This is a genomic window from Sphingomonas sp. 179-A 2A2 NHS (assembly GCF_045371305.1).
Taxonomy (GTDB): domain Bacteria; phylum Pseudomonadota; class Alphaproteobacteria; order Sphingomonadales; family Sphingomonadaceae; genus Sphingomonas.
Window position 1 is genome coordinate 333224 of the sequence record NZ_JBIQDE010000003.1, and the last position, 22283, is coordinate 355506.

The following is a 22283-nucleotide window of genomic DNA, read 5'->3' on the forward strand; positions in this document are numbered from 1 at the left end:
ACCACCCTGCCCGCCTATTGCCGAAACAGGATGCCGATGCGGCCGACGAAGCCATCGTACCGCCGCGTCGGAACGTTCGATTTGTTGCGCGCATAGCCTGCCTCGCCGAACAGACTGAAGCGCTGGTCCAGGCTCTTCTCCAGCCCGCCCGTCAGCCGCAACTGCGTGTCCTTCCTCTTGTAGGGATAGAGCGTCGAGAACTGTGCCTTGTAATCGCGGTGCACGAGATACAGGCGGCCATAGGCCTCCAGCCCCTCGCTGAGCGGCGTACGCGCGGTCAGGAGCGTACCGTAGCCGTTGTAGCTGAAGCGGTTCGCCTCAGCGTCTGCGAAAAGACCAAGCAGCGAGGCGTTGATCCGCGTTGGCCCCCCGCCGGGGCGCCAGAAATGGCGGAGTTCGGTGAGCCATTCGCTCTGGTCATAGCCCGAGAAGCGCCGCTCGGTCTGATTGCGGTAGCCGTAGCGCACCCGGAAGGTAGTGATGTTCGACGGATTGTGTCGGTGGATGAGCTGCGCATCGAGCCGCAGCCGATCGAACACGCGGCCGTCATCGCCGAATACATATTCGTAGCTCGGCAGCAGCCGCAGCCTCGTCCGCCGATCCTTCGACAATGGCACATCGAAGCGCGCACCGATCGTCAGCGGGTAGCGGTTGTAATCGCTTTCCGAGGGGAAGACGCGGGCACCTGCCGACGCGCGGACAACGGCTGGACCGATGTCGTAGGAGACCCCGAACTCGCCCTCCAACATGCCGCGGATGCGATCCTGATCGGGCGAGGTATCGACAACGTCCGGCGGCACGACGTCGAGCCCGTAAGCCAACAGTCCGTCAAGACTGAGGCGCTTGTCCTGTGCCCAGGCGTATTGCGGTATCGTCACGCAGGCGGCCACCGCCACCAAGGCTATCCTGTTCATACGGCCTCCGTGATGCGTGGCCTCGGCGGCGTTTTCGGCCAAGGCTGGCGCCCGATCTGGATCCGGGTCGACGTCGAGGTGATCGGGATGCTGAGGGTCGATTCCAGCGTGTACCAGGAGCGCAGGGCGCGGAAGAGGATGTACGCCGGCAACGATAACAGCGCGCCCGGTCGCCCGTTCACCAGGATGGCGAAGGTCGCTGCCAGCATCGGCGAGCCGACCAGGACCGCGGCGACCGCCTGCCAATGCGGCAGCGCGATCGTGCCGGAGGTAACCAGAAGCTCCAGCAGACCGAACACGACCAGCGGGATCATCATCGCGCGCCGGGCGGTGTTCAGCAGCATGTACGGCAGCACCAGCTTGCCGCGAACGCTGAAGTTGGGCGAGCTGATCAGCGAGTGGGCGCGCGCGCTGACATGATAGACCGATCGGAACCAGCGGAGCCGTTGTTCGCGCAAATGTGCAAAGCTGGCCGGCACTTCCGAAACGAAGGTAATGCGCTGATCGACCAGGGTACGGTAACCGCGCTCGGCGATCCGCAGCGACACGTCGGTATCCTCGCCATTCATCCCGCTGGCGAAGGTGCCGACGGCATGAAGCGCCTCGGCGCGGTAGACGACGAACATGCCGGGAATGCCCACGAGCCCCGAGGCCGCACCAAGCGCTGGCGAGTAATAGCCGTGCTTGACGATCACCTCGATCAGCCGACCGGCGTCGAACATCGCGCCGCCGGGAGGCAGTGGCACGCCACCAACCGCACCGACGTCAGGATCACCGAAACTCTGCATGGCGAGGGTCAGATTGTCTTCGCCTACCAGCGTATCCGCATCGATCCGCACGATGAAATCGTGGCTCGCCTCAACTACCCCGCGGTTCAGGGCCTCGGCCTTGCCACCGGATGCGACCGTGATGATCCGGACGCTGATCGAGTGGCAGATGGTGGTAACCGCTTGCACCGTCTCGACCGTCTCGTCGGTTGAGGCATCGTCGACGACAATCACCTCGACGGGCGCGCCATAGTGCGCGGCGGCACGATCGATGTACCGGATCGTGTGGCCGATCACATATTCCTCATTGTAGGCGGGAATGACGACCGACAGCGGCGGCCGGAAATCCTCACGCGATCGACGGCGGCGCTCGACAATCCCGATGATGTAAAGCTGCGCGAAGAGCACCAGGAGAAAGAGGATGACGCCCGGCCCAAGGCCGCCCAGCAGCGCCAGGCGGCGCAGTTCGTCGAAGAGCGGGATCTGAGACACAGCCGCCCAGGTGGACGCAACCAGTGCGACCGTTCCCGTTACGCCGAGCCGTAGGAAGGCACGCAGTTGCGGCTGGGTGCCACGCACCACTTCCTCCGGCGACGGCATGGCACCGCGCCGGATGATGACAAAGGCAAAGACGCCCATCCCCGCGAAACCCGCCATCACCTGGATCGCGACCATCGGGAATGGCCTGCCGGTGTAGGTGTACAGCGCGATGCTGCCGGCATCGAGGATGCCGCAGAGCAGGATGAAGCGGAAGCACAGATCAAGACAGAACAGGGTGCGGGCCTTGGCGGTGCCCGAAGTGAAGATCGAGAAAGCGATGAAAAACGACAGCATGAACGTACGGATCGACACCGCACTGATCCCGGTGTGCGGCCCGGCCACGTAATCCCCGACGCTGAAGATCCTGTTGAAATAGCCCAGCTGGAACGCTGAAAGCTGAAGCAGCGACAGGATCGAGAAGGTCAGAAGAAGCGCCGGTGCCTGCAACAGCGACACCGGGTCGGCGAGCCCGCCGGCCAAGCTGTCGGATGATCCGAAACTTGCGCGCTTCCGATCAGACTCCGCTGGCGAGGCATTATCGCGCAGCATCGGCTGTGGCGCGGGGCCGGGCGGTCGCAGACGCGGTCGGCGAGGGTGCTGGAGCGGGCTGAACAATTGCCGGCCGGTTGATCGTGACCAGCAAGGCGACATCGGTATCGCCGAGCGCGGGGCGGGAAGAGAATGGTACCACCCATGCGCCCTCGCGCTCGTCCGTCGGGAAGTACATCAGCCACTGTTGGCCGGTCGGCTGGACGCGACGGATCGCCGCATCCAGGTCACCGGTGATCGCCTGCACCGTGGCGACGGGTTGCGCCCCGCCGAACGTCAGCCCGTCGGGGTGCAGATCAGCCAGCAGCAGCGCAACACTATGAGCTTGCGGGGCGCTGAGTTCGCCCGTCCTGAAGGCAACCGCTGCCTTCGGACCGAGTGCAGCACGCAGCCGCGCAGCCTCCGTCACCAGGCGCTCACCGCCGCCGCGAAGGACGCTGTCGGGGAGCATCTCGGCCGCGATCAACCGCATCGCGCCGCACCGTGTTTCGTCCTCCAGCCGCGACGTCAGCGTAATCTCAAGCTCGTTACGGTCGAGATGGTCGGCTGCCGGCAGCGCCAGCGAGTTGGCAAAGCGCTCATCCGTGTCTCCAAGGGCGCGGGTGAGCAGCAGATGGTTGTTGAGCGTCACGAACAGCGAGGTGCGCGTGCCGGCGACCGGGCCCAGCATCATGCGCAGGTCGACCGCGGAGGGAAGCTCGCCGTTGGGAAGCTGCGACGCATTGTAGCGGAAGCGCCACGTCGTCTCACGATCGAACCGCCGCGCGCCCGCGTTTTCCACCTGGGAGACCAGTGAAATCGGGTAGGTCAGCTGCGGCAGACCATCGACGCGCAGCGGCGCGCCTTTGGTGATGTCGGCGAGAGAAGCAGCCGAAAAACCACCGTCGCCGAAGTAAAGCCCATAGCCGCGTTCCGCGAGCCGGGCCGCATTGAGCAACGTTCCGGTATCAGCCGCCTTTTCACCATTCCACTTCACCGGGATCAGATCACCCCAGAGTGCCAGGCGATCCCGGATGCTCTCCGGCGACTTGTCGAGCCGCAGGCGCAGGCCGGTCTCGGGGAGCACCGTCAGCACAGCTGCGATCGCCTGGTTCGGCGTGCATTCGGCCATCGGCCCCTGCCCCACCAGCGCCAGCCGCACGTCGAGCTCTCCTGCCGCCAGCTCGGTCGGCGTCAGTTCGACTCGAACGCGCTGACGGAAGGTGCCGTGCTGCAGCACGGTTTCAGCGCGCTTGATGCCGTTGATGGTGATCCGAAGCGCACCCTCTGCGCCATTCACCGCATCCGCCGCGAAGCTGATGTCATACGTGCCGCTCTCCGGTCGACTGTCGACCGGCAGGCGGAACTTGGTGCTGGCGTAGGACGGGAAGCCGGTGAGGATTTGCGGGCTGTTCGGATGGATCTGCGCCACGAACACGCTCTTGCCATCAGCATCGACGAACGGGATCGAACCGCGCTCATAATCCTGGAAGATCGGCGCGTTGTTGCGCACGTTACGGCCTGTGACCGTGTCGAAAAGCCCGCTTTGCTCCACCGCGACCAGCAGGCCGACCAGCAGTAGCGCCAACAGACATAGCACCCATAGTCTCATATGCGCGCTCCCTCCGATTTTGCGCTGCGTTCGGCGGTCTGCCGGTCGAGCCCGGCCTGCTGCGTCCGGTTCCAGGCCGAGCGGGCGAGGATGTGGCTGCGATCGACGCGATCGGCGTAGCGCGCGGCGATCTCCAACGTTTCCGTCGTCAGGCCGTCGGACAGGCGGATCGGCTCAAGGCCCAGCCCGCGGAACGTGGCGTTGCGCATCTCCAGTTCGTTTTCGGCGGCCTCGTTGCGCGGGTTCGCCACATGGTCGATCGTCGCGCCGGTTACGCGCGCCACCAGTTCCGCGAGGTCCTGCACCCGCAGCGTTTCGGCCACCTGGTTGATGATCTTCACCCGGTCGCCGCGCCGCGGCGGATTGTCGAGCGCCAGTTCGACGCAGCGGACGGTATCCTCGATGTTGATGAAGGCCCGGGTCTGGCCGCCCGTGCCGTGCACGGTCAGCGGGTAGCCGATGGTCGCCTGAACCAGGAAGCGGTTCAGCACCGTTCCGTATTCGCCTTCATAGTCGAAGCGGTTGATCAGCGCCGGGTGCAGCCGGGTTTCCTGCGTCTGCGTACCCCAGACGATGCCCTGGTGCAGATCGGTGATCCGCAGGCGATCGTTCTCGGCGTAATATTGAAACAGCAGCTGATCGATCGACTTCGTCGTATGATAGACGCTGCCTGGCTTGGTCGGATAAAGGATCTCGCGTTCATGGATCGTGCCATGCTCGTCCTTGACCATGACGGGCAAATAGCCTTCGGGGATCTCGAAACCCGCGCCGGCATAGCCATAGACGCCAGTCGTCCCGAGATGGACGACATGGCAGTCGAGATCGGCCTCCACCAGTGAAACCAGCAGATTGTGCGTGCCGCGCACATTGTTATCGACGGTGTAGCGTTTCTCGACCTGGCTTCGCATTGAATACGGCGCGGACCGCTGTTCGGCAAAGTGCACCACCACGTCCGGCCGTTCCTCTGCGATCAGCGCCGCGAGCCGCGCGTATTCCTGCGCGATATCGATGTACTGGTAACGGATCTCCTTGCCGCTGGCTTCGCGCCAGGCCTGAAGCCGCATGTCGATCGGGGTGATCGGCGTCAGGCTGCGCACGCCCATCTCGGCGTCGATCCGGCGGCGGGAGAGATTGTCGACGATCAGCACGTCGTGGCCCAGCGCAGACAGGTGAAGTGAGGTGGGCCATCCGCAGAAGCCATCCCCACCAAGAACGAAAATCTTCTTTGCCATCAACTGGTCCTCACCCGCTCGCGACGAGCTCGGCCGACGACCAAGCAGCCTGATTGGAGCAACTGAGTTTTGCGTTGTGCAGCGGTTATGAATATAAGGAATTGTACGCACTTAGCGCGCAGACCACGTCTCGTTCCTTGTACATCCGGGGTTTGAGACCTGTCTAAGTCAACAGGATAATTGCGCCGCTTTCACCTTTCTCGACTTCCTCCGCGGCATGAACTTCCGGTTTTCCGATACCGGCATCAGGGACTGATCCGCTTTGCTAGTTCCAGACAGCCGTAGCAGCCAAAATCGCCCCTAAGGAACATTACTGACTGTATTCACAAGTTAAAGCGCGGATGACGACGGCTGTCGGAGACCTTTCGACGGCTGGGGATGATGACATCCATGTCGGAGGATATTGCACGAGCGAAAGAAGGCGCGGGTCGTGCGCTCTGGACAAGCACGATTGCCTTCACCGTCTGCTTTGCAGTCTGGACCATCTTCTCCATCGTCGGGCTCGGCGTGAAAGAGGAACTGGGCCTTTCGGACACGCAATTCGGCCTGTTGACCGGCACACCGATCCTCACCGGATCGCTGGTGCGCGTGTTCCTGGGCGTCTGGTCGGACCAGATCGGCGGGCGGCGGGTGTTCGCCGCGGTCATGGTGCTGTCGGGCATCGCGACGTTCCTGATGTCGTACGCCCACACCTATACCTGGCTGCTGATCGCGGCGCTGGGCGTCGGGTTGGCGGGCGGCTCCTTCTCGGTCGGCGTCGCCTATGTCTCCAAATTCTATCCCGCCGAGCGGCAGGGCACCGCGCTCGGCATCTTTGGCGCGGGCAATATTGGCGCCGCGGTGACCAAGTTCCTCGCCCCGTTCGTGATGGTGGCGATGGGCTGGGAAATGGTGGCGAAGATCTGGGCCGCGGCGATCATCCTGATGGGGGTGATCTTCCTGTTCGTCACGCCAGAGGACCCAGACCAGCACGCCCGCGAACGCGGCGGCCAGAAGGCCGAGAGCATGGCGAGCCAGCTGAAAGTGCTGCGCAACGTCCAGGTGTGGCGGTTCTCGCTCTATTATTTCTTCGTGTTCGGCGGGTTCGTCGCGCTGGCGATGTGGCTGCCGCGCTACCTGATCGGGGTCTATGGCCTCGACATTCGCACGGCCGGGATGCTCGCGGCCTTTTACTCGGTCCCGGCGAGCCTGTTCCGCATCTATGGCGGCACGCTGTCGGACCGCTACGGCGCGCGCAAGGTGATGTACGCGACCTTCATCGTGTCGGTGGCGTGCACGTTCCTCTTGTCCTACCCGCCAACGTCCTACGTCATCGAGGGGGTCGACGGGCCGATCACCTTCAGCACCTCGATGGGGCTGGTGCCGTTCCTGATCGTCATCTTCCTGCTCGGCTTCTTCATGAGCCTGGGCAAGGCGGCGGTCTACAAGCACATCCCGGTCTATTACCCCAACCATGTCGGCGCGGTCGGCGGGCTGGTCGGGATGATCGGCGGGCTGGGCGGGTTCATCCTGCCGCTGGCCTTTGGCGCGTTGCTTGACCTCACGGGCATCTGGACGAGCAGCTTTGCGCTCCTGTTCCTGATCGTGCTCGTCTCGCTGTTGTGGATGCACGGCGCGATCCAGCACATGGAGCGCGACGCGGCGGTGGTGGCGAACGTGCCGCAAAGCCCCGAGCTGCCCGAGTTCCGCGGCATGGGCGAACCCGGCGCGAAGCGCCCGGTGGTGCGCGCCGGGCCGATCGCCGACTGGCGCCCCGAGGACCCGGAATTCTGGGAGGCGACCGGGCGGCCGATCGCCAAGCGGAACCTGTGGATCTCCACCTACTGCCTGCTGCTGTCCTTCGCCGTGTGGATGGTGTGGAGCGTGGTCGTCGCGCGGCTGCCCAGCATCGGTTACACCTTCACCACCGACCAATTGTTCTGGCTGGCCGCGGTGCCCGGCATTTCGGGCGCGACGCTGCGCATCTTCTACGCCTTTCTGGTGCCGATCTTCGGCGGGCGACTGTGGACCACGCTGTCGACCGCATCGCTGCTGATCCCCGCCTTTGGCATCGGCTATGCCGTGCAGAACCCGGGGACGCCGTTCTTCATCTTCCTGGTGCTGGCGCTGCTGTGCGGCTTTGGCGGCGGCAATTTCGCCTCATCGGTCGCCAATATCAGTTTCTTCTACCCCGCGGCCGAGAAGGGCCGCGCGCTGGCGATCAATTCCGGGATCGGCAACCTTGGCGTCAGCGTGATGCAGCTCGTCGTCCCGGTGGCGATCACCATGAGCCTGTTCGGCGCGCTGGGCGGACAGGCGCAGGTGGCGAACGACGGCACGAGCCTGTGGCTGCAGAATGCCGGCTTCATCTGGGTGCCGCCGGTGATGCTGGGGACGGTGCTGGCCTGGTTCGGGATGAACGACATCCTGAGCGCCAAATCCTCCTTCGCCGACCAGGCGACGATCTTTGGCCGGCGCGACAATTGGATCATGTGCTGGCTGTACACCGGCACGTTCGGGACGTTCATCGGCATGTCGGCGGGCTTCCCGCTGTTGTGCAAGCTGGTCTTTCCGGAGATCGACGCGCTGCATTATGCCTTTGTCGGCCCATTGGTCGGCGCGCTGGCGCGGGCCGGGAGCGGCGGCCTGTCGGACCGGATCGGCGGCGCGAAAGTCAGCTTCTGGGTGTTCATCGTCCAGGCGATCGCGATTGCCGGCATGATCTGGTCGCTCGACGCGCGCAGTTTCGGCGGCTTCTTCGGGATGACGGTGCTGCTGTTCTTCGTCAGCGGCGTCGGCAATGCCTCCACCTTCCAGATGGTGCCGGCGATCATGCGCCGGGTGTTCGACGCGGAACATGCCGACATGCCCGCTGACGAGCGGCGGCTGCATGCCGATCGCGAGGCGGCGGCGATCGTTGGCTTCATCTCGGCGATCGCGGCCTATGGCGCCTTCTACATCCCCAAGGCCTATGGCTGGTCGATCAGCAGCAGCGGATCCGCCGATGCCGCGCTGTGGGCGTTCTTCGTCTTCTACCTCAGCTGCGCGGCGATCACCTGGGTCGCCTACAGCGGCCCGCGCGGCATGTTCGGATCGCGCCCCCGGCTTGGCACCCCCCCTTCCGGCGCTGGCAAGCGCAACCTGACCAGCGGAGCCTATACATGAGCCATTTCCTCGACCGCCTGACGTATTTCCGCCGAGCGCAGGAGAAGTTCTCCGATGGCCTCGGCATCACCACCGATGAGACGCGGGCGTGGGAGGATGCGTACCGCAAGCGCTGGGCGGCGGACAAGATCGTGCGGTCGACGCATGGCGTGAACTGCACCGGATCCTGTTCGTGGAAGATCTACGTCAAGGGCGGGATCGTCACCTGGGAGACGCAGCAGACCGATTATCCGCGCACCCGGCCCGACCTGCCCAATCACGAGCCGCGCGGCTGCCCGCGCGGCGCCAGCTACAGCTGGTATCTCTATTCCGGCACCCGCATCAAATACCCGCTCGTCCGCGCGCGGCTCGTCCGCCACTGGCGCGAGGCGCGCAAGACGATGGCGCCGGTCGCGGCCTGGCAGTCGATCGTGCAGGATGGCGACAAGCGGCGCGACTGGGTGTCGAAGCGCGGGCGCGGCGGCTTCGTGCGGATCGGCTGGGACGAGGCGACCGAGATCATCGCGGCGGCCAACGCCTATACGATCAAGGAATATGGGCCGGACCGGATCGCAGGATTTTCCCCGATCCCCGCCATGTCGATGATCTCCTATGCCGCGGGCAGCCGCTATCTGTCGCTGATCGGCGGCACGCTCTTGAGCTTCTACGATTGGTATTGCGATCTGCCGCCATCGTCGCCGCAGACCTGGGGCGAGCAGACCGACGTTCCCGAAAGCGCCGACTGGTACAATGCGGGGTTCCTGCTGGTCTGGGGATCGAACATCCCGATGACGCGGGCGCCCGACGCGCATTTCTATTCGGAGGTTCGCTATCGCGGCGCCAAGAGCGTCGTCATCGCGCCCGATTATAACGAGGCGGCGAAATTCTCCGACATGTGGCTCCACCCCAAACAGGGGACCGATGCCGCGCTCGCGCTGGCGCTTGGCCATGTCGTGCTGAAGGAATTCTACGTCGATCGGCAGGTCGAATATTTCGCCGATTACACGCGGCAATATTCTGACTTCCCGTTCCTCGTCCGGCTGGTCGAGCGCGACGGGCGGCTGGTGCCCGATCGCCTGCTGCGCGCGGCCGATCTCGACGGCGCGCTGGGCGAGCTCAACAACACCGACTGGAAGCCGGTGGCGATCGACGACGCCAATGGCGAACTGGTCGCGCCGCGCGGCACGATCGGGTTCCGCTGGGGTGAGGTCGGCAAGTGGAACCTCGAGGAAAAGGACGCCGAGGGTAACCAGGTGCGGCTGCGCACCACGCTGGCGGCGCATAATGACGGCGTCGAGCCGGTCGCCTTCCCCTATTTCGGCTCCACCGCGCCGCACGATTTCGTCGCCACCAACCATGACGAGGTGCTGCTGCGCAACCTGCCGGTGCGGCGCATCACGCTGGCCGGCGGCGTCAGCGCGACGGTGACCACCGTGTTCGACCTGATGTGCGGCAATTACGGCGTCGACCGCGGCTTCGGCGGCGGCAACGTCGGCTCAAGCTTCGACGACGACGTGCCCTTCACTCCCGCCTGGGCGGAAAAGGTGACGGGCGTGCCGCGCCAGGCAATCATCCAGGTGGCTCGCGAATTCGCCGCCAATGCCGAGGCGACCAGTGGCCGCTCGATGGTGATCCTCGGCGCCGGGCTGAACCATTGGTACCATATGGACATGAGCTATCGCGGGATCATCGCGTTGCTCGTGATGTGCGGCTGCGTCGGCCAGTCGGGCGGCGGATGGTCGCATTATGTGGGGCAGGAGAAGCTGCGCCCGCAGACCGGCTGGCTGCCGCTGGCCTTCGCGCTCGACTGGGCGCGCCCGCCGCGCCAGATGAACGGCACCAGCTTCTTCTACGCACATACCGATCAGTGGCGGTACGAGACGCTGCGCATGTCGGAGATCCTGTCGCCGCTGGCGCCCGAAGGCGACTGGTCGGGCAGCATGCTGGATTACAACGCCAAGGCGGAGCGGATGGGCTGGCTCCCCTCCTCGCCCCAGCTTCAGATGAACCCCCTGGATCTCGGTCGCCGGCTGCACGAGAGCCAGACCGATCCGGGCGCTGCCGTGGCCGATGGGTGGAAGACCGGCGTCATCAAGCCGGCCAGCCTCGACCCCGACAATCCGCAGAACTGGCCGCGAAACATGTTCTTCTGGCGGTCCAACGTGCTGGGCGCCAGTGGCAAGGGCCACGAATATTTCCTGAAGCACCTGGTCGGGTCGCTGCACGGCATCGTCGGGACCGATACCGACATCGACCAGATCGACCGGCCGCGCGACGTCACGTGGCGCGACGAGGCGCCGGTCGGCAAGCTCGACCTGATGGTCAACATCGATTTCCGCATGTCGACCACCAGCATGTATTCGGACATCGTGCTCCCGACAGCGACCTGGTACGAGAAGCACGACCTCAACACGTCGGACATGCACCCCTTCATCCACCCGCTGACCGCCGCGGTCGATCCGGCGTGGGAGAGCCGGAGCGACTGGAACATCTTCCGCTCGATCGCCGAGAAATTCTCGGAGATCTGCCCCGAGGTGCTGGGGGTCGAACATGACGTCGTCCTCTCCCCGATCCAGCACGACAGCCCCGGCGAACTGGCACAGCCCTATGAGCCGCAGGATTGGCTGAAGGGCGAATGCGACCCCATTCCCGGCAAGACCATGCCCAACGTGCAGATCGTCGAGCGCAATTATCCCGAGACGTTCGCGCGCTTCACCGCGCTCGGCCCGCTGCTCGAGAAGCTGGGCAATGGCGGCAAGGGGATCAGCTGGGACACGGCGCACGAGGTGGAGCTGCTCGGCAACCTCAACGGGCGGGTGCCCGGCGGGCTGACCGAGGGACGGCCGCGGATCAATACCGATATCGACGCCTGCGAGACGATCCTGATGCTCGCGCCCGAGACCAATGGCGAAGTCGCGCTGAAGGCGTGGGAGGCGCTGGGCCATACCACCGGGCGCGATCACCGGCATCTGGCGGAGGGCAAGGAGGAGGAGAAAATCCGCTTCCGCGATGTCGCCGCGCAGCCGCGCAAGATCATCTCCTCGCCGATCTGGTCGGGGCTGGAAAGCGAGAAGGTCTGCTACAACGCCGGCTATACCAACGTCCATGAACGCATCCCGTGGCGAACGCTGACCGGGCGGCAATCGCTGTACCAGGACCATCATTGGATGCGCGCGTTCGGCGAAAGCCTGGTCACCTGGCGACCGCCGATCGACACCAAGACGGTGCATGATGTCGTCGGGCAATTGCCCAACGGCAACAAGGAAATCCTGCTCAACATCCTCACCCCGCACCAGAAATGGGGCATCCATTCGACCTATTCGGAAAACCTCCTGCTGCTGAGCCTCAGCCGCGGCGGGCCGACGGTGTGGATCAGCGAGGATGATGCGACCGCCGCGGGGATCGAGGACAATGACTGGATCGAGGTGTTCAACATCAACGGCGCGGTGACCGCGCGGGCGATCGTGTCGCAGCGGATCATGCCCGGATCGGCGATCATGTATCACGCGCAAGAGAAGCTCGTGAACACCGTGGGGTCCGAAATCACCGGCCAGCGCGGCGGGGTGCATAACTCCATCACGCGGATCAACATGAAGCCGACGCACATGATCGGCGGCTACGCCCAGCTTGCCTATGGCTTCAATTATTACGGCACCGTCGGCGCGAACCGCGACGAATTCGTGATCGTGCGCAAGATGAGCCAGGTGAACTGGTTCGACAAGCGCGCCGACGATGCCGCCAATGTCACCGGCGGCACGGCCGACTGGGGCACCGGATCAAGCGTGGAGGCCGCAGAATGAAAGTCCGCGCACAAATCGCCATGGTGCTCAATCTCGACAAGTGCATCGGCTGTCACACCTGTTCGATCACGTGCAAGAACGTGTGGACCAACCGCGAGGGCGTCGAATACGCCTGGTTCAACAATGTCGAGACGAAACCCGGCATCGGCTATCCGAAGGACTGGGAGAACCAGAAACGCTGGAAGGGCGGCTGGATCCGCAAGAAGAACGGCAGCATCCAGCCGCGCCAGGGATCGAAATGGCGCATCCTGTCGAAGATCTTCGCCAATCCGCATTTGCCGGAGATCGACGATTTCTACGAACCCTATACGTTCGAATATGAATGGCTGCAGGCCGCGCCCGAGCTTCAGGCGCAGCCCACCGCCCGCCCCCGCTCGCTGCTGACCGGCGAGGCGCTCAACAAGATCGAATGGAGCGGCAATTGGGAGGACATGCTTGGCGGCGAATTCGCCAAGCGCAGCCAGGATCAGAATTTCGACGGGGTGGAAAAGGAGATCTACGGCCAGTTCGAACAGACGTTCATGATGTACCTGCCGCGTCTGTGCGAACATTGCCTCAACCCGGCCTGCCTCGCCTCCTGCCCGTCGGGCGCGATCTACAAGCGCGCGGAGGACGGCATCGTCCTGATCGATCAGGAGAAATGCCGAGGCTGGCGGATGTGCGTGTCGGGCTGCCCGTACAAGAAGATCTATTACAATTGGTCGACCGGAAAGTCGGAGAAGTGCATCTTCTGCTATCCCCGGATCGAGACGGGGCAGCCCACCGTCTGCTCCGAAACCTGCGTCGGGCGGATCCGCTATCTCGGCGTGGTCCTGTATGACGCCGACCGGATCGAGGCCGCCGCCTCAGTCGAGGATCCGCAGGACCTGTACGAGGCGCAGCTTGGCGTGTTCCTCGATCCCAACGACCTCGCCGTACAGGAAGCCGCGCGGCGCGACGGGGTGCCCGAATTGTGGCTGGAGGCGGCCACCCGCTCGCCGGTGTACAAGATGGCGGTGGAATGGCGCGTCGCCTTCCCGCTCCACCCCGAATATCGCACACTGCCGATGGTCTGGTACGTGCCGCCATTGTCGCCGATCCAGTCGGCGGCGGAGGCGGGCAAGATGTCCTCGCGCGACGGGATGCCCGACGTGCGCAGCCTGCGCATCCCGCTTCGCTACCTCGCCAACCTGCTGACCGCGGGGAAGGAGGAACCGATCGCGCTGGCGCTCGAACGGATGCTGGCGATGCGCGCCTATATGCGGGCGAAATCGATCGACGGCCGCATCGACACCGCCATTCCCGAACGTGTCGGGCTGACCCGCGCGCTGGTGGAGGACATGTACCGCATCATGGCGCTCGCCGCCTATGAGGACCGCTACGTCATCCCGACCACCCACCGCGAGCTGGAGGAGGACGCCTATGTCCTGCGCGGCAACAGCGGCTTCGGCTTCCGCGAGGACAGCAACGGCTCGACCAAGGTGAACCTGTTCGGCGGGGCGAAGCGAACGCCGCGCAAACGCTATATGGATGCCCCGACATGAGGATGACGCTGAAGGCGCTGGCCGCCCTGCTCGACTATCCCTCCGCCGAGCTGCAGGAAAATGCCGCCGCGATCGGCGCGCTGCTGCGCGAGGAAGGCGCGCTGCGCAAGCCGGTGCTGGCGCGGCTCCAGCCGCTGCTCGATGCGATGACGAACGACGATCTGCTCGACCTGCAGATCACCTATAGCGACCTGTTCGACCGTTCGCGCCGGCTGTCGCTCCACCTGTTCGAACATGTCCATGGCGACGGGCGCGAACGCGGCCAGGCGATGATTGACCTCGGGCAGCAATATGCCGCCAGCGGGCTGCTGCTCGACACGCGCGAACTGCCCGATTTCGTACCGGTGTTCCTGGAATATGCGTCCAACCTGCCGCCCGGCGAGGCGCGCGACTTCCTGGGCCAGCCGGCGCATGTCTTCGCCGCGCTGGCCGAGCGGCTGGACGAGCGCGAGGCGCCTTATGCCAGCATCTTCCACGCGCTGCTCGCGCTGGCCGGGGTGAAGCCCGATGCCGGCGCGCTGGCGGAGCTCAAGGAACGGCAACCGTCCGAGGATCCGGCAAAGATCGACGAGGAATGGGAAGAGGCGCCGGTCAGCTTCATGGCCTCCGCCGCGCACGACATGGGCGGGCCGACCGGCGTCGTCGCCAAGATCCGCGCCTCCAATCGGGCCCAGAAGAGGGACACGGGAGCATGAACGCGTTCATCAACCAACTCGCATTCGGCTGGTACCCGTATCTCGCCGTCACCGTGCTGATCGTCGGCAGCATCCTGCGCTTCGACGCCAGCCAGTTCAGCTGGCGATCGCAGTCGAGCCAGTTCCTGCGCCGCCGCCAGATGGTGCTGGGATCGAACCTGTTCCACATGGGGCTGCTGATCCTGCTGTTCGGCCATTTCGTCGGGCTGCTGACCCCGGTGACGGTGATCGACCGGCTGGGGATCGGGCATGAGTTCAAGCAGCTCGCCGCGCTGATCGTCGGCGGAATCGCCGGGGTCATGGCCTACATCGGCTGCACCCTGCTGCTGCACCGCCGGCTGGTCGATCCGCGCATCTGGCGCAGTTCGTCGTGGGGCGACATCGCGGTGCTGGTGCTGATCTGGTGCCAGCTGACGCTGGGCATCCTCACCACCTTTTGGACGATCCGCCACCTCGACGGCAGCGAGATGCTTCGGTTCATGAACTGGGCAAACGGCATCCTGACGCTGAACCCCGGCGCGCCGGAGGAAATCGCCGACGTGGCGCTGGTTTACAAGCTGCACATCATCCTGGGGCTGACGCTGTTCCTGATCACCCCGTTCACCCGGCTGGTGCATATCTGGAGCGCGCCGGTCTGGTTCCTGTTCCGCCCCGGCTATCAGATCGTCCGGTCGCGGATGCCGATCGGCAAGCGCTACCTGTCGCCGACGCGCGGGATGGCCGGGGGCGCAGCGAGCTACGGCGGAGATACGATGCTTCGCCAGCAGGCCGAGGAGAGCCAGGCGATATGACCCGACAGGCAGACACGCTCGATCTGACGCCGCGCACCGGCATGCCCTCCGCCTGCGCCAGCGGCGGCTGCGGCGGGGCGGAACCCCTGCTCCCCCGGCCGCCGAGCTTCGGCGACGTGCGCGTCAACGGCGTCGAGATCGACCCCGAGAGCATCGCCCAGGAAATCCAGCATCACCCCGCGCCCGACATGGAGACGGCCTGGACGGAGGCGGCGCGCGCGCTCGCCGTGCGCGAACTGCTGTTGCAGGAGGCACGCCGGCTGGATCTGACCGCCGATCCCGAGGAGGACGAAGCCGGCCGGATCGAGCCCGAAGACGACGCGCTGATCCGCTGCGTGCTGGAAACGGAGGTCAGCCCCGAGCTTCCCGACGATGCGGAATGCCAGCGTTATTATGCGGCGAACCAGCAGCGGCTGCGCACGCCCGACTTGTTCGACGCGGCGCATATCCTGATCGAGCCTGACAGCGACGAACCCGATGCCTGGGCCGCGGCGGAGCAGCGCGCTCGCGAGATCGCGCAGACCGTCGGCGATGATCCCGCCGCCTTCGCCGTCGCCGCACGTGCGCATTCCAGCTGCCCCTCGGCGCAACAGGACGGATCGCTCGGCCAGGTCCGTCGCGGCGAATTGGTCGGCGAGATCCATGCGGCTCTGGAGCAACTTGCCGACGGCGCCACCATGCCGCGCCCGGTCCGCTCGCGCTTCGGCTGGCACGTGCTTCGGCTGCAACGCCGAATTCCTGGCCGAACGCTTCCCTATGAAGTGGTGCGGCCGAAGATCGCCGAGATGCTGGAGGCGCGCAGCTGGACGATGGCGTCGGCCCGCTACATTGCCGCGCTGGCCGAACGCGGCCATGTCGAGGGCATCCGGATCGGGGGCGAGTGATGGCAACGCTGGGCGACATCCTTGCTTCCGCCCGCCGCTCGTCCGACGGGCTCGAACAATGGCTCGGCCACACCGATCCCTCGCTTGCCGGGGAAGCCGCCGCCGCGGCCGACCGGTTCGGCCTCAGCGTCTCGGGCTATGCGCGCATGGCGATCGCCGACTTCACGCGCCTTGCCGGCGAAGAGGATTGGGTGACCTTGATGTCGGGGCTGCGCGACAGCAGCGATCCAGGCACCAGCTGCCTTGCGGCGATGGTCCACTGGCGGCTGACCGCGCCCGACTGCCGCTCGCGTTCAGACACCATCGAAGCGGGAGCGACCCATGCCTGACGGACAGAAGACGCAGCTCAACCGCGCGCTCAAAAGCAGCACCGAGACGCAATACGACACCGGCGCCAGTTCACCGGCACCGATCGACACCACGTCGGCGACGGAGGGCGAGGGCGAAAGCTGGCCCGTGATCTGGATCATCGTTCTTGCCATCTGCCTGGTCATCACCGGCTATCTGGTGATCTGACGCGACGGGCGCCGCTCGCCGCCAGTCCTGCACCGCTCAAGACACAAAACGTCGCGCCAATCATTATCCAGAAGCGATAGGGTGCGGCGAAGGGGACAGGTTTGACCAGCGAGGTGGCGGTGGTGACCAGCGGTGGCGCGGGAACGGGCGCGGTTAGGGTGGCGGCCAGCTATTGTGGCATGCCCCCGCTCCCGGGCGAGCTCTGGCTGCGGTGGAATCTCGATCCGGTGTTGCTTCTGGCGATCGCCGCTGCGGCCGTGCTTTTGTGGCGGATGACCGCGGGCGATCTGGTCGCAAGGCGTTCAGCGATGGTCGGCATCGGCGCCCTCCTGGCCGCCTTCGTCTCTCCCTTGTGTGCGCTGACGAATGCTCTGTTCGCCGCCCGCACCGTCCACCACCTGCTGATCGTGCTGGTCGCGGCGCCGCTGATCGCCCCGGCATTCATCACGCATCGAAAGGGCGCCGGCTCCCCCATCCCTGCCCTCCTCGCCGCGACGGTCACATTGTGGTTCTGGCATTGGCCGATCGCCTATGATGCAGCCCTGTCGCGCACTACCGTCTATTGGGCGACGCAGGCGGGCCTGCTCGCCAGCGCAACCTGGTTCTGGCGGCGCGTGCTTCATCCGGCCGGCGAACCGGTGACAGCGCTGCTCACCATCCTCGCGGCCATGGCGCAGATGGGGCTGCTCGGCGCGATCCTCACCTTCGCGCCCGATCCGCTCTACGCCGCCCATCTGGTGACGACGGCGCCGTTCGGCCTGTCCCCGCAGGAGGACCAGCAGCTTGCCGGGCTCATCATGTGGGTGCCGGCGATGATCCCCTATTTCCTCATCGGTGCGCTTATCGCGCGGCGGGCATGGCGGCGGGATCTGTCGCCGGCATGATCATCACGCTTCTGAAGGCAATCCACATCATGGCGCTGCTGCTGTGGACGGCTGGGCTATTGTCGCTGCCGCTGATGCTGGCGCGGCACGAGGAGGGCGAGCACCAGTTCCGCTACGCCCGCATCCGCAAGTTCACGCATTACAGCTATACCCGGCTGGTGACCCCAGCCGCCGTGATCGCGATCGCCGCAGGTACGCCGCTCATCTTCCTGCGCGGAATGTTCGTGCCCTGGCTGTTCGCGAAGCTGGCGCTGGTGGCGATGCTCGTCGCGCTTCACGCCTTCGTCGGTCACATCGTACTGAAGATGGGCGAGGAAGCCGGCGAGCAGCAGCCCCCGCCCGCCTGGCCGATGATGACGGGGCTCTGCGTGCTGATCCTCGGCATCCTGATCCTGGTGCTGCTGAAGCCGCCGCTCGACGTGCAGCAACTGCCCGATCTGCTGCGCGCGCCGGTCGGCCGTCAGTTGCCGCTGGAAGAGGTTCCCAATTGATAGTCGAAGACGAGCTTCCCCCCATGCCAGCCGGTGAAGCCGGTGAAGGCCACGCACAGGAACGACAGCAGGATGCCGAGCGGCAGCACCGCCTGTTCGTAGCCGCCGAGGCGATAGCCCCAGTTCGTGCCGAGCAGCGCCAGCAGCATCACCGCGATGATGAAGTGCGTCCAGCTGGCGGCGCGCGCACGGATGCCGGGTACCAGCAGCAGCTCGACGGTGCCGGACAGGCCGGCGAGCAGCCCCATCAGGAACGCCATGCCGATCGCCCACAGTCCGGCGCGCGCCCAGAAGGCGTCGCTCGTCCACCAGTAGAACAGGTCCGCCCCCAGCGTGCAGACGCTCATCGCGATCGGAAAGGCGACGAGCATGGCGTGGATCGGATGGCCGGCGATCGCGATCTTCGATTCGGACCGATGGAAATGGGGCGAGGCGCTGATCGGATCGATCAGCTGGGCTTCGGGCGTCGGTTCGTTCGTGGCCATGTGCCTTATCCTACGCACGCCTTCCGCGTCCTGACACCCCCTGCCGTGCTGCTCGCCGGGATGGCGGCGGCGGGGTGCAGTGGCCCGCTGTCGACGCTCGACCCCGCCGGGCCGTCAGCGGCGGCCATCGCGCGGCTGTGGTGGATCATGCTCGCCGGGGCCGCCGCGATCCTCGCATTGGTGCTCGGGCTGCTCGCCCTCTCCTTCCGCCGCCCGCCGCAGCGCAGCCCGGAGCGCTTGTGGCTGATCGGCGGCGGCATCGTCTTTCCGATGACGGTGCTGACCGCATTGCTCGTCACCGGCGTTGTGCTTGGCGAACGATCGATCCCGGCGCGCGCGGACGCGCTTGACGTAAGTGCGGAGGCGAGCCAGTACCGCTGGCGCTTCGCCTATCCCGGCACCGCCGCCGCACCTACCGAAGGTGTGCTCCACATCCCGGCCGGGCAGCCAGTGACGGTTGCGATCAGCACCGCGGACGTCATCCACAGCTTCTGGGTGCCACGGCTCGGCGGCAAGCTCGACGCGATCCCCGGCCATGTGAACCGGCTGTCGATCCAGGCGGATGCGCCCGGCATCTATTATGGCCAGTGCGCGGAGTATTGCGGCACCGGCCACGCCCGGCACAACTTCCGCGTTATCGCCCATGCCCCGGCGGAGTGGCGCCGGTTCGCCGCGGGAGGCGCGCGATGAAGGCGCTTCGCCTCCACCGTGAGCTAGGCGCGATCTGGGGCGCACCGCCCGGCTGGCGGGGCACGATCAGCACCGTCAACCACAGCGACATCGGCCGCCGGCTGATCATCGCCGCCTTCACCTTCTTCGCGATCGGCGGCGTGCTCGCGATGCTGATCCGCGCGCAGCTTGCCACACCGCGCAGCGCCTTTGCCGGGCCGGAAATCCACAACCAGCTCTTCACGATGCACGGCAGCATCATGATGTTCCTGTTCGCCATCCCGATGTTCGAGGGGCTGGCGATCTACATGCTGCCCAAGCTGCTCGGCACGCGCGACCTCGCCTTCCCGCGCCTCTCCGCCTACGGCTGGTGGTGCTATCTCTTCGGCGGCTCGCTGCTGATCCTCTCGCTGCTGCTCGGCGTCGCGCCCGACAGCGGGTGGTTCATGTACACCCCGCTTTCGTCACGGCCCTATTCGCCGGGGATCAACTCGGATTTCTGGCTGCTCGGCATCACCTTCGTCGAGATTTCCGCTATCGCCGCCGCGGTGGAGATCACCGTCTCGATCCTGCGCGTGCGGGCGCCGGGCATGTCGCTGGACCGGCTGCCCCTCTTCGTCTGGTACCTGCTGGCGACCGCGCTGATGATGCTGATCGGCTTCCCGCCGCTGATCCTGGGATCGATCCTGCTCGAGATCGAGCGCGCCTTCGACTGGCCGTTCTTCGACGTGGGGCGCGGCGGGGATTCGCTCCTGTGGCAGCACCTGTTCTGGCTTTTCGGCCACCCGGAAGTGTACATCATCTTCCTGCCCGCGGCGGGCGTGGTCTCGACCGTGCTGCCGGTGATGGCGCGCACCCCGATCCTTGGATACCGCATCATCGTCGCCTCGGTGCTGACGCTCGCCTTCCTCAGCTTCGGCCTGTGGGTCCACCACATGTTCACCGTCGGCATCCCGCACATGGCGCTGGCCTTCTTCTCTGCCGCCTCGACGTTGGTCGCGGTGCCGACGGGGGTGCAGATCTTCGCCTGGCTGGGCACGCTATGGGCCGGCCGGCCGCAGATGAAGCTGCCGATGCTGTACCTGATCGGCTTCTTCGTCACCTTCGTCATGGGCGGGCTCACGGGCGTGATGGTCGCCGTCGTCCCGTTCGACTGGCAGGCGCATGACACCGCCTTCGTCACCGCCCACCTCCACTATGTGCTGGTCGGAGGATTCGTCTTCCCGATGCTGGCCGGCGCTTATTACTGGCTGCCGCATTTCACCGGGCGCCAGCGCACCTTCCGGCTGGGGGAGCTTGCCTTCTGGCTGATCTTCGTCGGCTTCCACGCGACCTTCCTCCTGCTCCACCTCGCCGGGCTGCTCGGCCAGCCGCGCCGCGTGGAAACCTACCCCGGAGACGTCGGCTGGACGTGGATGAACCTCATCTCGTCGGTCGGGGGCTTCGTGATGGCTATCGGCTTCGCGCTGTTCGCGATCGACGTGGCGCTTCAGCTATTCCTGTCGCGCCGCTCGCCGCGCAATCCTTGGCACGCCGGCACGCTGGAATGGGCGATGATGATCCCCCCGCCCGCCTACAACATCGCCAGCCTGCCCATCGTCGCCTCGCGCGAGCCGGGCTATGACACGCCCGATCTCGCCAACCAGTTGGCGCGCGGCGAAGGCTACCTCGGCGAGGTGCGGCATCGCTGGCGCGAGGTGCTGGCAGTCGACCTCAAGGGCCGTGTCCGGCACGTCATCGTTCTGCCCGGCAACACGCGGCTGCCGATCGTCACCGCGCTGGTCACCGGCACGTTCTTCGTCGCGCTGCTCCTCAAGCTTTACTGGTTTGCCCCGATCGCGCTCGTCGGCGTCGCTGCGCTCGGCTGGCGCTGGGCCTGGGCACTTGGCCGGCGCGAGGATCTGGGCGAGCTCCCGATCGGCCATGGCGAAACCGCGCCCACCCATGCCGAGGTGGATGATCCGCCGGGCTGGCTCGGCAGCGTCGCCCTGTTGCTGGCCGATGCGACGCTGTTCGGCTCGCTCCTGTTCGGCCAGGTCTTCCTGCTGACCGTCGCGCCCGGCTGGCCGCCGCCGCTGCCCTTCTCCGGATCGTGGCTCGTGATCCTTGGCGCCGCCGCCGGAGCTGCCCTCGCCGCCTTTGCGCCGCGCCGCGCCGGTGCGCAGCCGGAGCAGGCGATCATCGGCCAGCTGCTGTTGATCGCGACGCTGGTAGCGAGCCAGGTCATCGCCCCGCCTCCTACCGTGCACGCCGCCGCTGCGCTGATCGGCATGATGAACGGCTATGCATTGCTCCACGCCGCGCTCGCCGTGCTGATGCTCACCTTCATCCGCGCGCGGCGCCGGGCCGGCTATCAGTCCGCCGCGCGGCGTGGCGAGGTGCGCATCGCAACGCTGTGGAGCAACTATGCCGCCGCCGCCGGCCTGATCGCCGCGCTCGCCACGCAGCTTCCAGCGCTGCTGCGATGACGGCGCTGCTGCGGGCCATTTCGGGGCTGATCGGCTGGGCGCTCGCCTTCCCGCTGATCTACGGGCTGCAGGGCCTCGTCTGTTCGCCGCAGCTCGCTGGCGTGATGACGGCGCTTCCGCTCGGTGGGCGCGAGCTGCTGATCGCGGCGTGGCTGCTATGCCTCACGCTGCTGGCGTCGCTCGCCTGGGTGCTGTGGCACCGCGCCACGCGCGAGACTCTGCTCGACTGGCTCGCACCGACACTGGCGCTGACCGGCCTTGCCGCGACGACCTTCACCGGCTTTCCGGTGGTCTTCGCTACCACGTGCAGCTGAGGCCGCGGCCTTGTGCTGCCGCCGCATGCAGGCCATCTTCCTATTGG

At 65.9% G+C, this 22283-nt stretch carries 18 protein-coding genes; 13 read left to right on the top strand and 5 right to left on the bottom strand.

The annotated features are described in order from the left end of the window. Positions 1–14 precede the first annotated feature (14 nt). Genes ACH0AE_RS07970 through ACH0AE_RS07985 form a run of 4 tightly spaced genes read right to left on the bottom strand, consistent with a single transcriptional unit; the run spans position 15 to position 5593 of the window. Complete coding sequence (locus ACH0AE_RS07970) at positions 15–914, bottom strand: hypothetical protein (protein ID WP_294444789.1); 900 nt, start codon at positions 912–914, stop codon at positions 15–17. Next, positions 911–2701, bottom strand: a complete 1791-nt coding sequence (locus ACH0AE_RS07975) for a glycosyltransferase family 2 protein (RefSeq protein ID WP_294444788.1) — start codon at positions 2699–2701, stop codon at positions 911–913. Before ACH0AE_RS07975 ends, ACH0AE_RS07970 begins: the two co-directional genes overlap by 4 nt. A gap of 55 nt (positions 2702–2756) precedes the next feature. Continuing rightward, complete coding sequence (locus ACH0AE_RS07980; RefSeq protein ID WP_294444787.1) at positions 2757–4361, bottom strand: hypothetical protein; 1605 nt, start codon at positions 4359–4361, stop codon at positions 2757–2759. Continuing rightward, the gene (locus ACH0AE_RS07985; protein WP_294444786.1) at positions 4358–5593 is read right to left on the bottom strand and encodes an NAD-dependent epimerase/dehydratase family protein; all 1236 of its coding nucleotides are present in this window, start codon (positions 5591–5593) and stop codon (positions 4358–4360) included. Before ACH0AE_RS07985 ends, ACH0AE_RS07980 begins: the two co-directional genes overlap by 4 nt. A gap of 390 nt (positions 5594–5983) precedes the next feature. On the opposite strand from ACH0AE_RS07985, the gene ACH0AE_RS07990 reads away from it, so the two are divergent. The 10 genes from ACH0AE_RS07990 (at position 5984) to ACH0AE_RS08035 (ending at position 18300) form a co-directional block, all read left to right on the top strand. After that, positions 5984–8737, top strand: coding sequence for an MFS transporter (locus ACH0AE_RS07990; protein WP_294444619.1), 2754 nt, complete (start codon positions 5984–5986; stop codon positions 8735–8737). After that, a complete protein-coding gene (locus tag ACH0AE_RS07995) occupies positions 8734–12516 on the top strand; it encodes a nitrate reductase subunit alpha (RefSeq protein WP_294444620.1) in 3783 nt (1260 codons plus the stop codon). The genes ACH0AE_RS07990 and ACH0AE_RS07995 overlap by 4 nt, the downstream gene beginning before the upstream one ends. Then, positions 12513–14039, top strand: a complete 1527-nt coding sequence (gene narH / locus ACH0AE_RS08000; protein ID WP_136451915.1) for a nitrate reductase subunit beta — start codon at positions 12513–12515, stop codon at positions 14037–14039. Before ACH0AE_RS07995 ends, narH begins: the two co-directional genes overlap by 4 nt. Further along, positions 14036–14734: a nitrate reductase molybdenum cofactor assembly chaperone gene (gene narJ, locus ACH0AE_RS08005; protein ID WP_294444621.1), complete on the top strand. Its 699-nt coding sequence runs from the start codon at positions 14036–14038 to the stop codon at positions 14732–14734. Before narH ends, narJ begins: the two co-directional genes overlap by 4 nt. Beyond that, the gene (narI, locus tag ACH0AE_RS08010; protein ID WP_294444622.1) at positions 14731–15525 is read left to right on the top strand and encodes a respiratory nitrate reductase subunit gamma; all 795 of its coding nucleotides are present in this window, start codon (positions 14731–14733) and stop codon (positions 15523–15525) included. Before narJ ends, narI begins: the two co-directional genes overlap by 4 nt. Continuing rightward, positions 15522–16409, top strand: coding sequence for a peptidylprolyl isomerase (locus ACH0AE_RS08015; RefSeq protein WP_294444623.1), 888 nt, complete (start codon positions 15522–15524; stop codon positions 16407–16409). Before narI ends, ACH0AE_RS08015 begins: the two co-directional genes overlap by 4 nt. Then, a complete protein-coding gene (locus ACH0AE_RS08020) occupies positions 16409–16738 on the top strand; it encodes a hypothetical protein (RefSeq protein WP_294444625.1) in 330 nt (109 codons plus the stop codon). The genes ACH0AE_RS08015 and ACH0AE_RS08020 overlap by 1 nt, the downstream gene beginning before the upstream one ends. Beyond that, the gene (locus ACH0AE_RS08025; protein WP_294444626.1) at positions 16731–16925 is read left to right on the top strand and encodes a hypothetical protein; all 195 of its coding nucleotides are present in this window, start codon (positions 16731–16733) and stop codon (positions 16923–16925) included. Before ACH0AE_RS08020 ends, ACH0AE_RS08025 begins: the two co-directional genes overlap by 8 nt. Before the next feature lie 101 nt (positions 16926–17026). Further along, a complete protein-coding gene (locus ACH0AE_RS08030; RefSeq protein WP_294444627.1) occupies positions 17027–17809 on the top strand; it encodes a cytochrome c oxidase assembly protein in 783 nt (260 codons plus the stop codon). Next, complete coding sequence (locus tag ACH0AE_RS08035) at positions 17806–18300, top strand: CopD family protein (protein WP_406875625.1); 495 nt, start codon at positions 17806–17808, stop codon at positions 18298–18300. The genes ACH0AE_RS08030 and ACH0AE_RS08035 overlap by 4 nt, the downstream gene beginning before the upstream one ends. Here the strand turns inward: ACH0AE_RS08035 and ACH0AE_RS08040 are convergent. Beyond that, positions 18270–18785 carry a DUF2231 domain-containing protein gene (locus tag ACH0AE_RS08040; protein WP_294444629.1) on the bottom strand — a complete coding sequence of 172 codons (516 nt, stop codon included), beginning with the start codon at positions 18783–18785 and terminating at the stop codon, positions 18270–18272. The genes ACH0AE_RS08035 and ACH0AE_RS08040 overlap by 31 nt on opposite strands. Here ACH0AE_RS08040 and coxB point away from each other — a divergent pair, their 5' ends adjacent. From coxB to ACH0AE_RS08055, 3 genes are read left to right on the top strand one after another with little or no spacing between them, the layout of a single operon-like run. Continuing rightward, complete coding sequence (gene coxB / locus ACH0AE_RS08045) at positions 18786–19475, top strand: cytochrome c oxidase subunit II (RefSeq protein ID WP_294444631.1); 690 nt, start codon at positions 18786–18788, stop codon at positions 19473–19475. Beyond that, on the top strand, positions 19472–21922 hold the full coding sequence (gene ctaD, locus ACH0AE_RS08050; protein ID WP_294444632.1) for a cytochrome c oxidase subunit I: 2451 nt from the start codon (positions 19472–19474) through the stop codon (positions 21920–21922). Before coxB ends, ctaD begins: the two co-directional genes overlap by 4 nt. Continuing rightward, on the top strand, positions 21919–22236 hold the full coding sequence (locus ACH0AE_RS08055; protein WP_406875626.1) for a hypothetical protein: 318 nt from the start codon (positions 21919–21921) through the stop codon (positions 22234–22236). The genes ctaD and ACH0AE_RS08055 overlap by 4 nt, the downstream gene beginning before the upstream one ends. Positions 22237–22283: the final 47 nt, after the last annotated feature.

What these genes read in the sequence shown, in the direction of transcription:
- ACH0AE_RS07970 (WP_294444789.1), bottom strand. Translation starts at nt 914, where the DNA reads ATGAACAGGATAGCCTTGGTGGCGGTGGCCGCCTGCGTGACGATACCG.
- ACH0AE_RS07980 (WP_294444787.1), bottom strand. Translation starts at nt 4,361, where the DNA reads ATGAGACTATGGGTGCTATGTCTGTTGGCGCTACTGCTGGTCGGCCTG.
- ACH0AE_RS07985 (WP_294444786.1), bottom strand. Translation starts at nt 5,593, where the DNA reads ATGGCAAAGAAGATTTTCGTTCTTGGTGGGGATGGCTTCTGCGGATGG.
- ACH0AE_RS07990 (WP_294444619.1), top strand. Translation starts at nt 5,984, where the DNA reads ATGTCGGAGGATATTGCACGAGCGAAAGAAGGCGCGGGTCGTGCGCTC.
- ACH0AE_RS07995 (WP_294444620.1), top strand. Translation starts at nt 8,734, where the DNA reads ATGAGCCATTTCCTCGACCGCCTGACGTATTTCCGCCGAGCGCAGGAG.
- narH (WP_136451915.1), top strand. Translation starts at nt 12,513, where the DNA reads ATGAAAGTCCGCGCACAAATCGCCATGGTGCTCAATCTCGACAAGTGC.
- narJ (WP_294444621.1), top strand. Translation starts at nt 14,036, where the DNA reads ATGAGGATGACGCTGAAGGCGCTGGCCGCCCTGCTCGACTATCCCTCC.
- narI (WP_294444622.1), top strand. Translation starts at nt 14,731, where the DNA reads ATGAACGCGTTCATCAACCAACTCGCATTCGGCTGGTACCCGTATCTC.
- ACH0AE_RS08015 (WP_294444623.1), top strand. Translation starts at nt 15,522, where the DNA reads ATGACCCGACAGGCAGACACGCTCGATCTGACGCCGCGCACCGGCATG.
- ACH0AE_RS08020 (WP_294444625.1), top strand. Translation starts at nt 16,409, where the DNA reads ATGGCAACGCTGGGCGACATCCTTGCTTCCGCCCGCCGCTCGTCCGAC.
- ACH0AE_RS08025 (WP_294444626.1), top strand. Translation starts at nt 16,731, where the DNA reads ATGCCTGACGGACAGAAGACGCAGCTCAACCGCGCGCTCAAAAGCAGC.
- ACH0AE_RS08035 (WP_406875625.1), top strand. Translation starts at nt 17,806, where the DNA reads ATGATCATCACGCTTCTGAAGGCAATCCACATCATGGCGCTGCTGCTG.
- ACH0AE_RS08040 (WP_294444629.1), bottom strand. Translation starts at nt 18,785, where the DNA reads ATGGCCACGAACGAACCGACGCCCGAAGCCCAGCTGATCGATCCGATC.
- ctaD (WP_294444632.1), top strand. Translation starts at nt 19,472, where the DNA reads ATGAAGGCGCTTCGCCTCCACCGTGAGCTAGGCGCGATCTGGGGCGCA.
- ACH0AE_RS08055 (WP_406875626.1), top strand. Translation starts at nt 21,919, where the DNA reads ATGACGGCGCTGCTGCGGGCCATTTCGGGGCTGATCGGCTGGGCGCTC.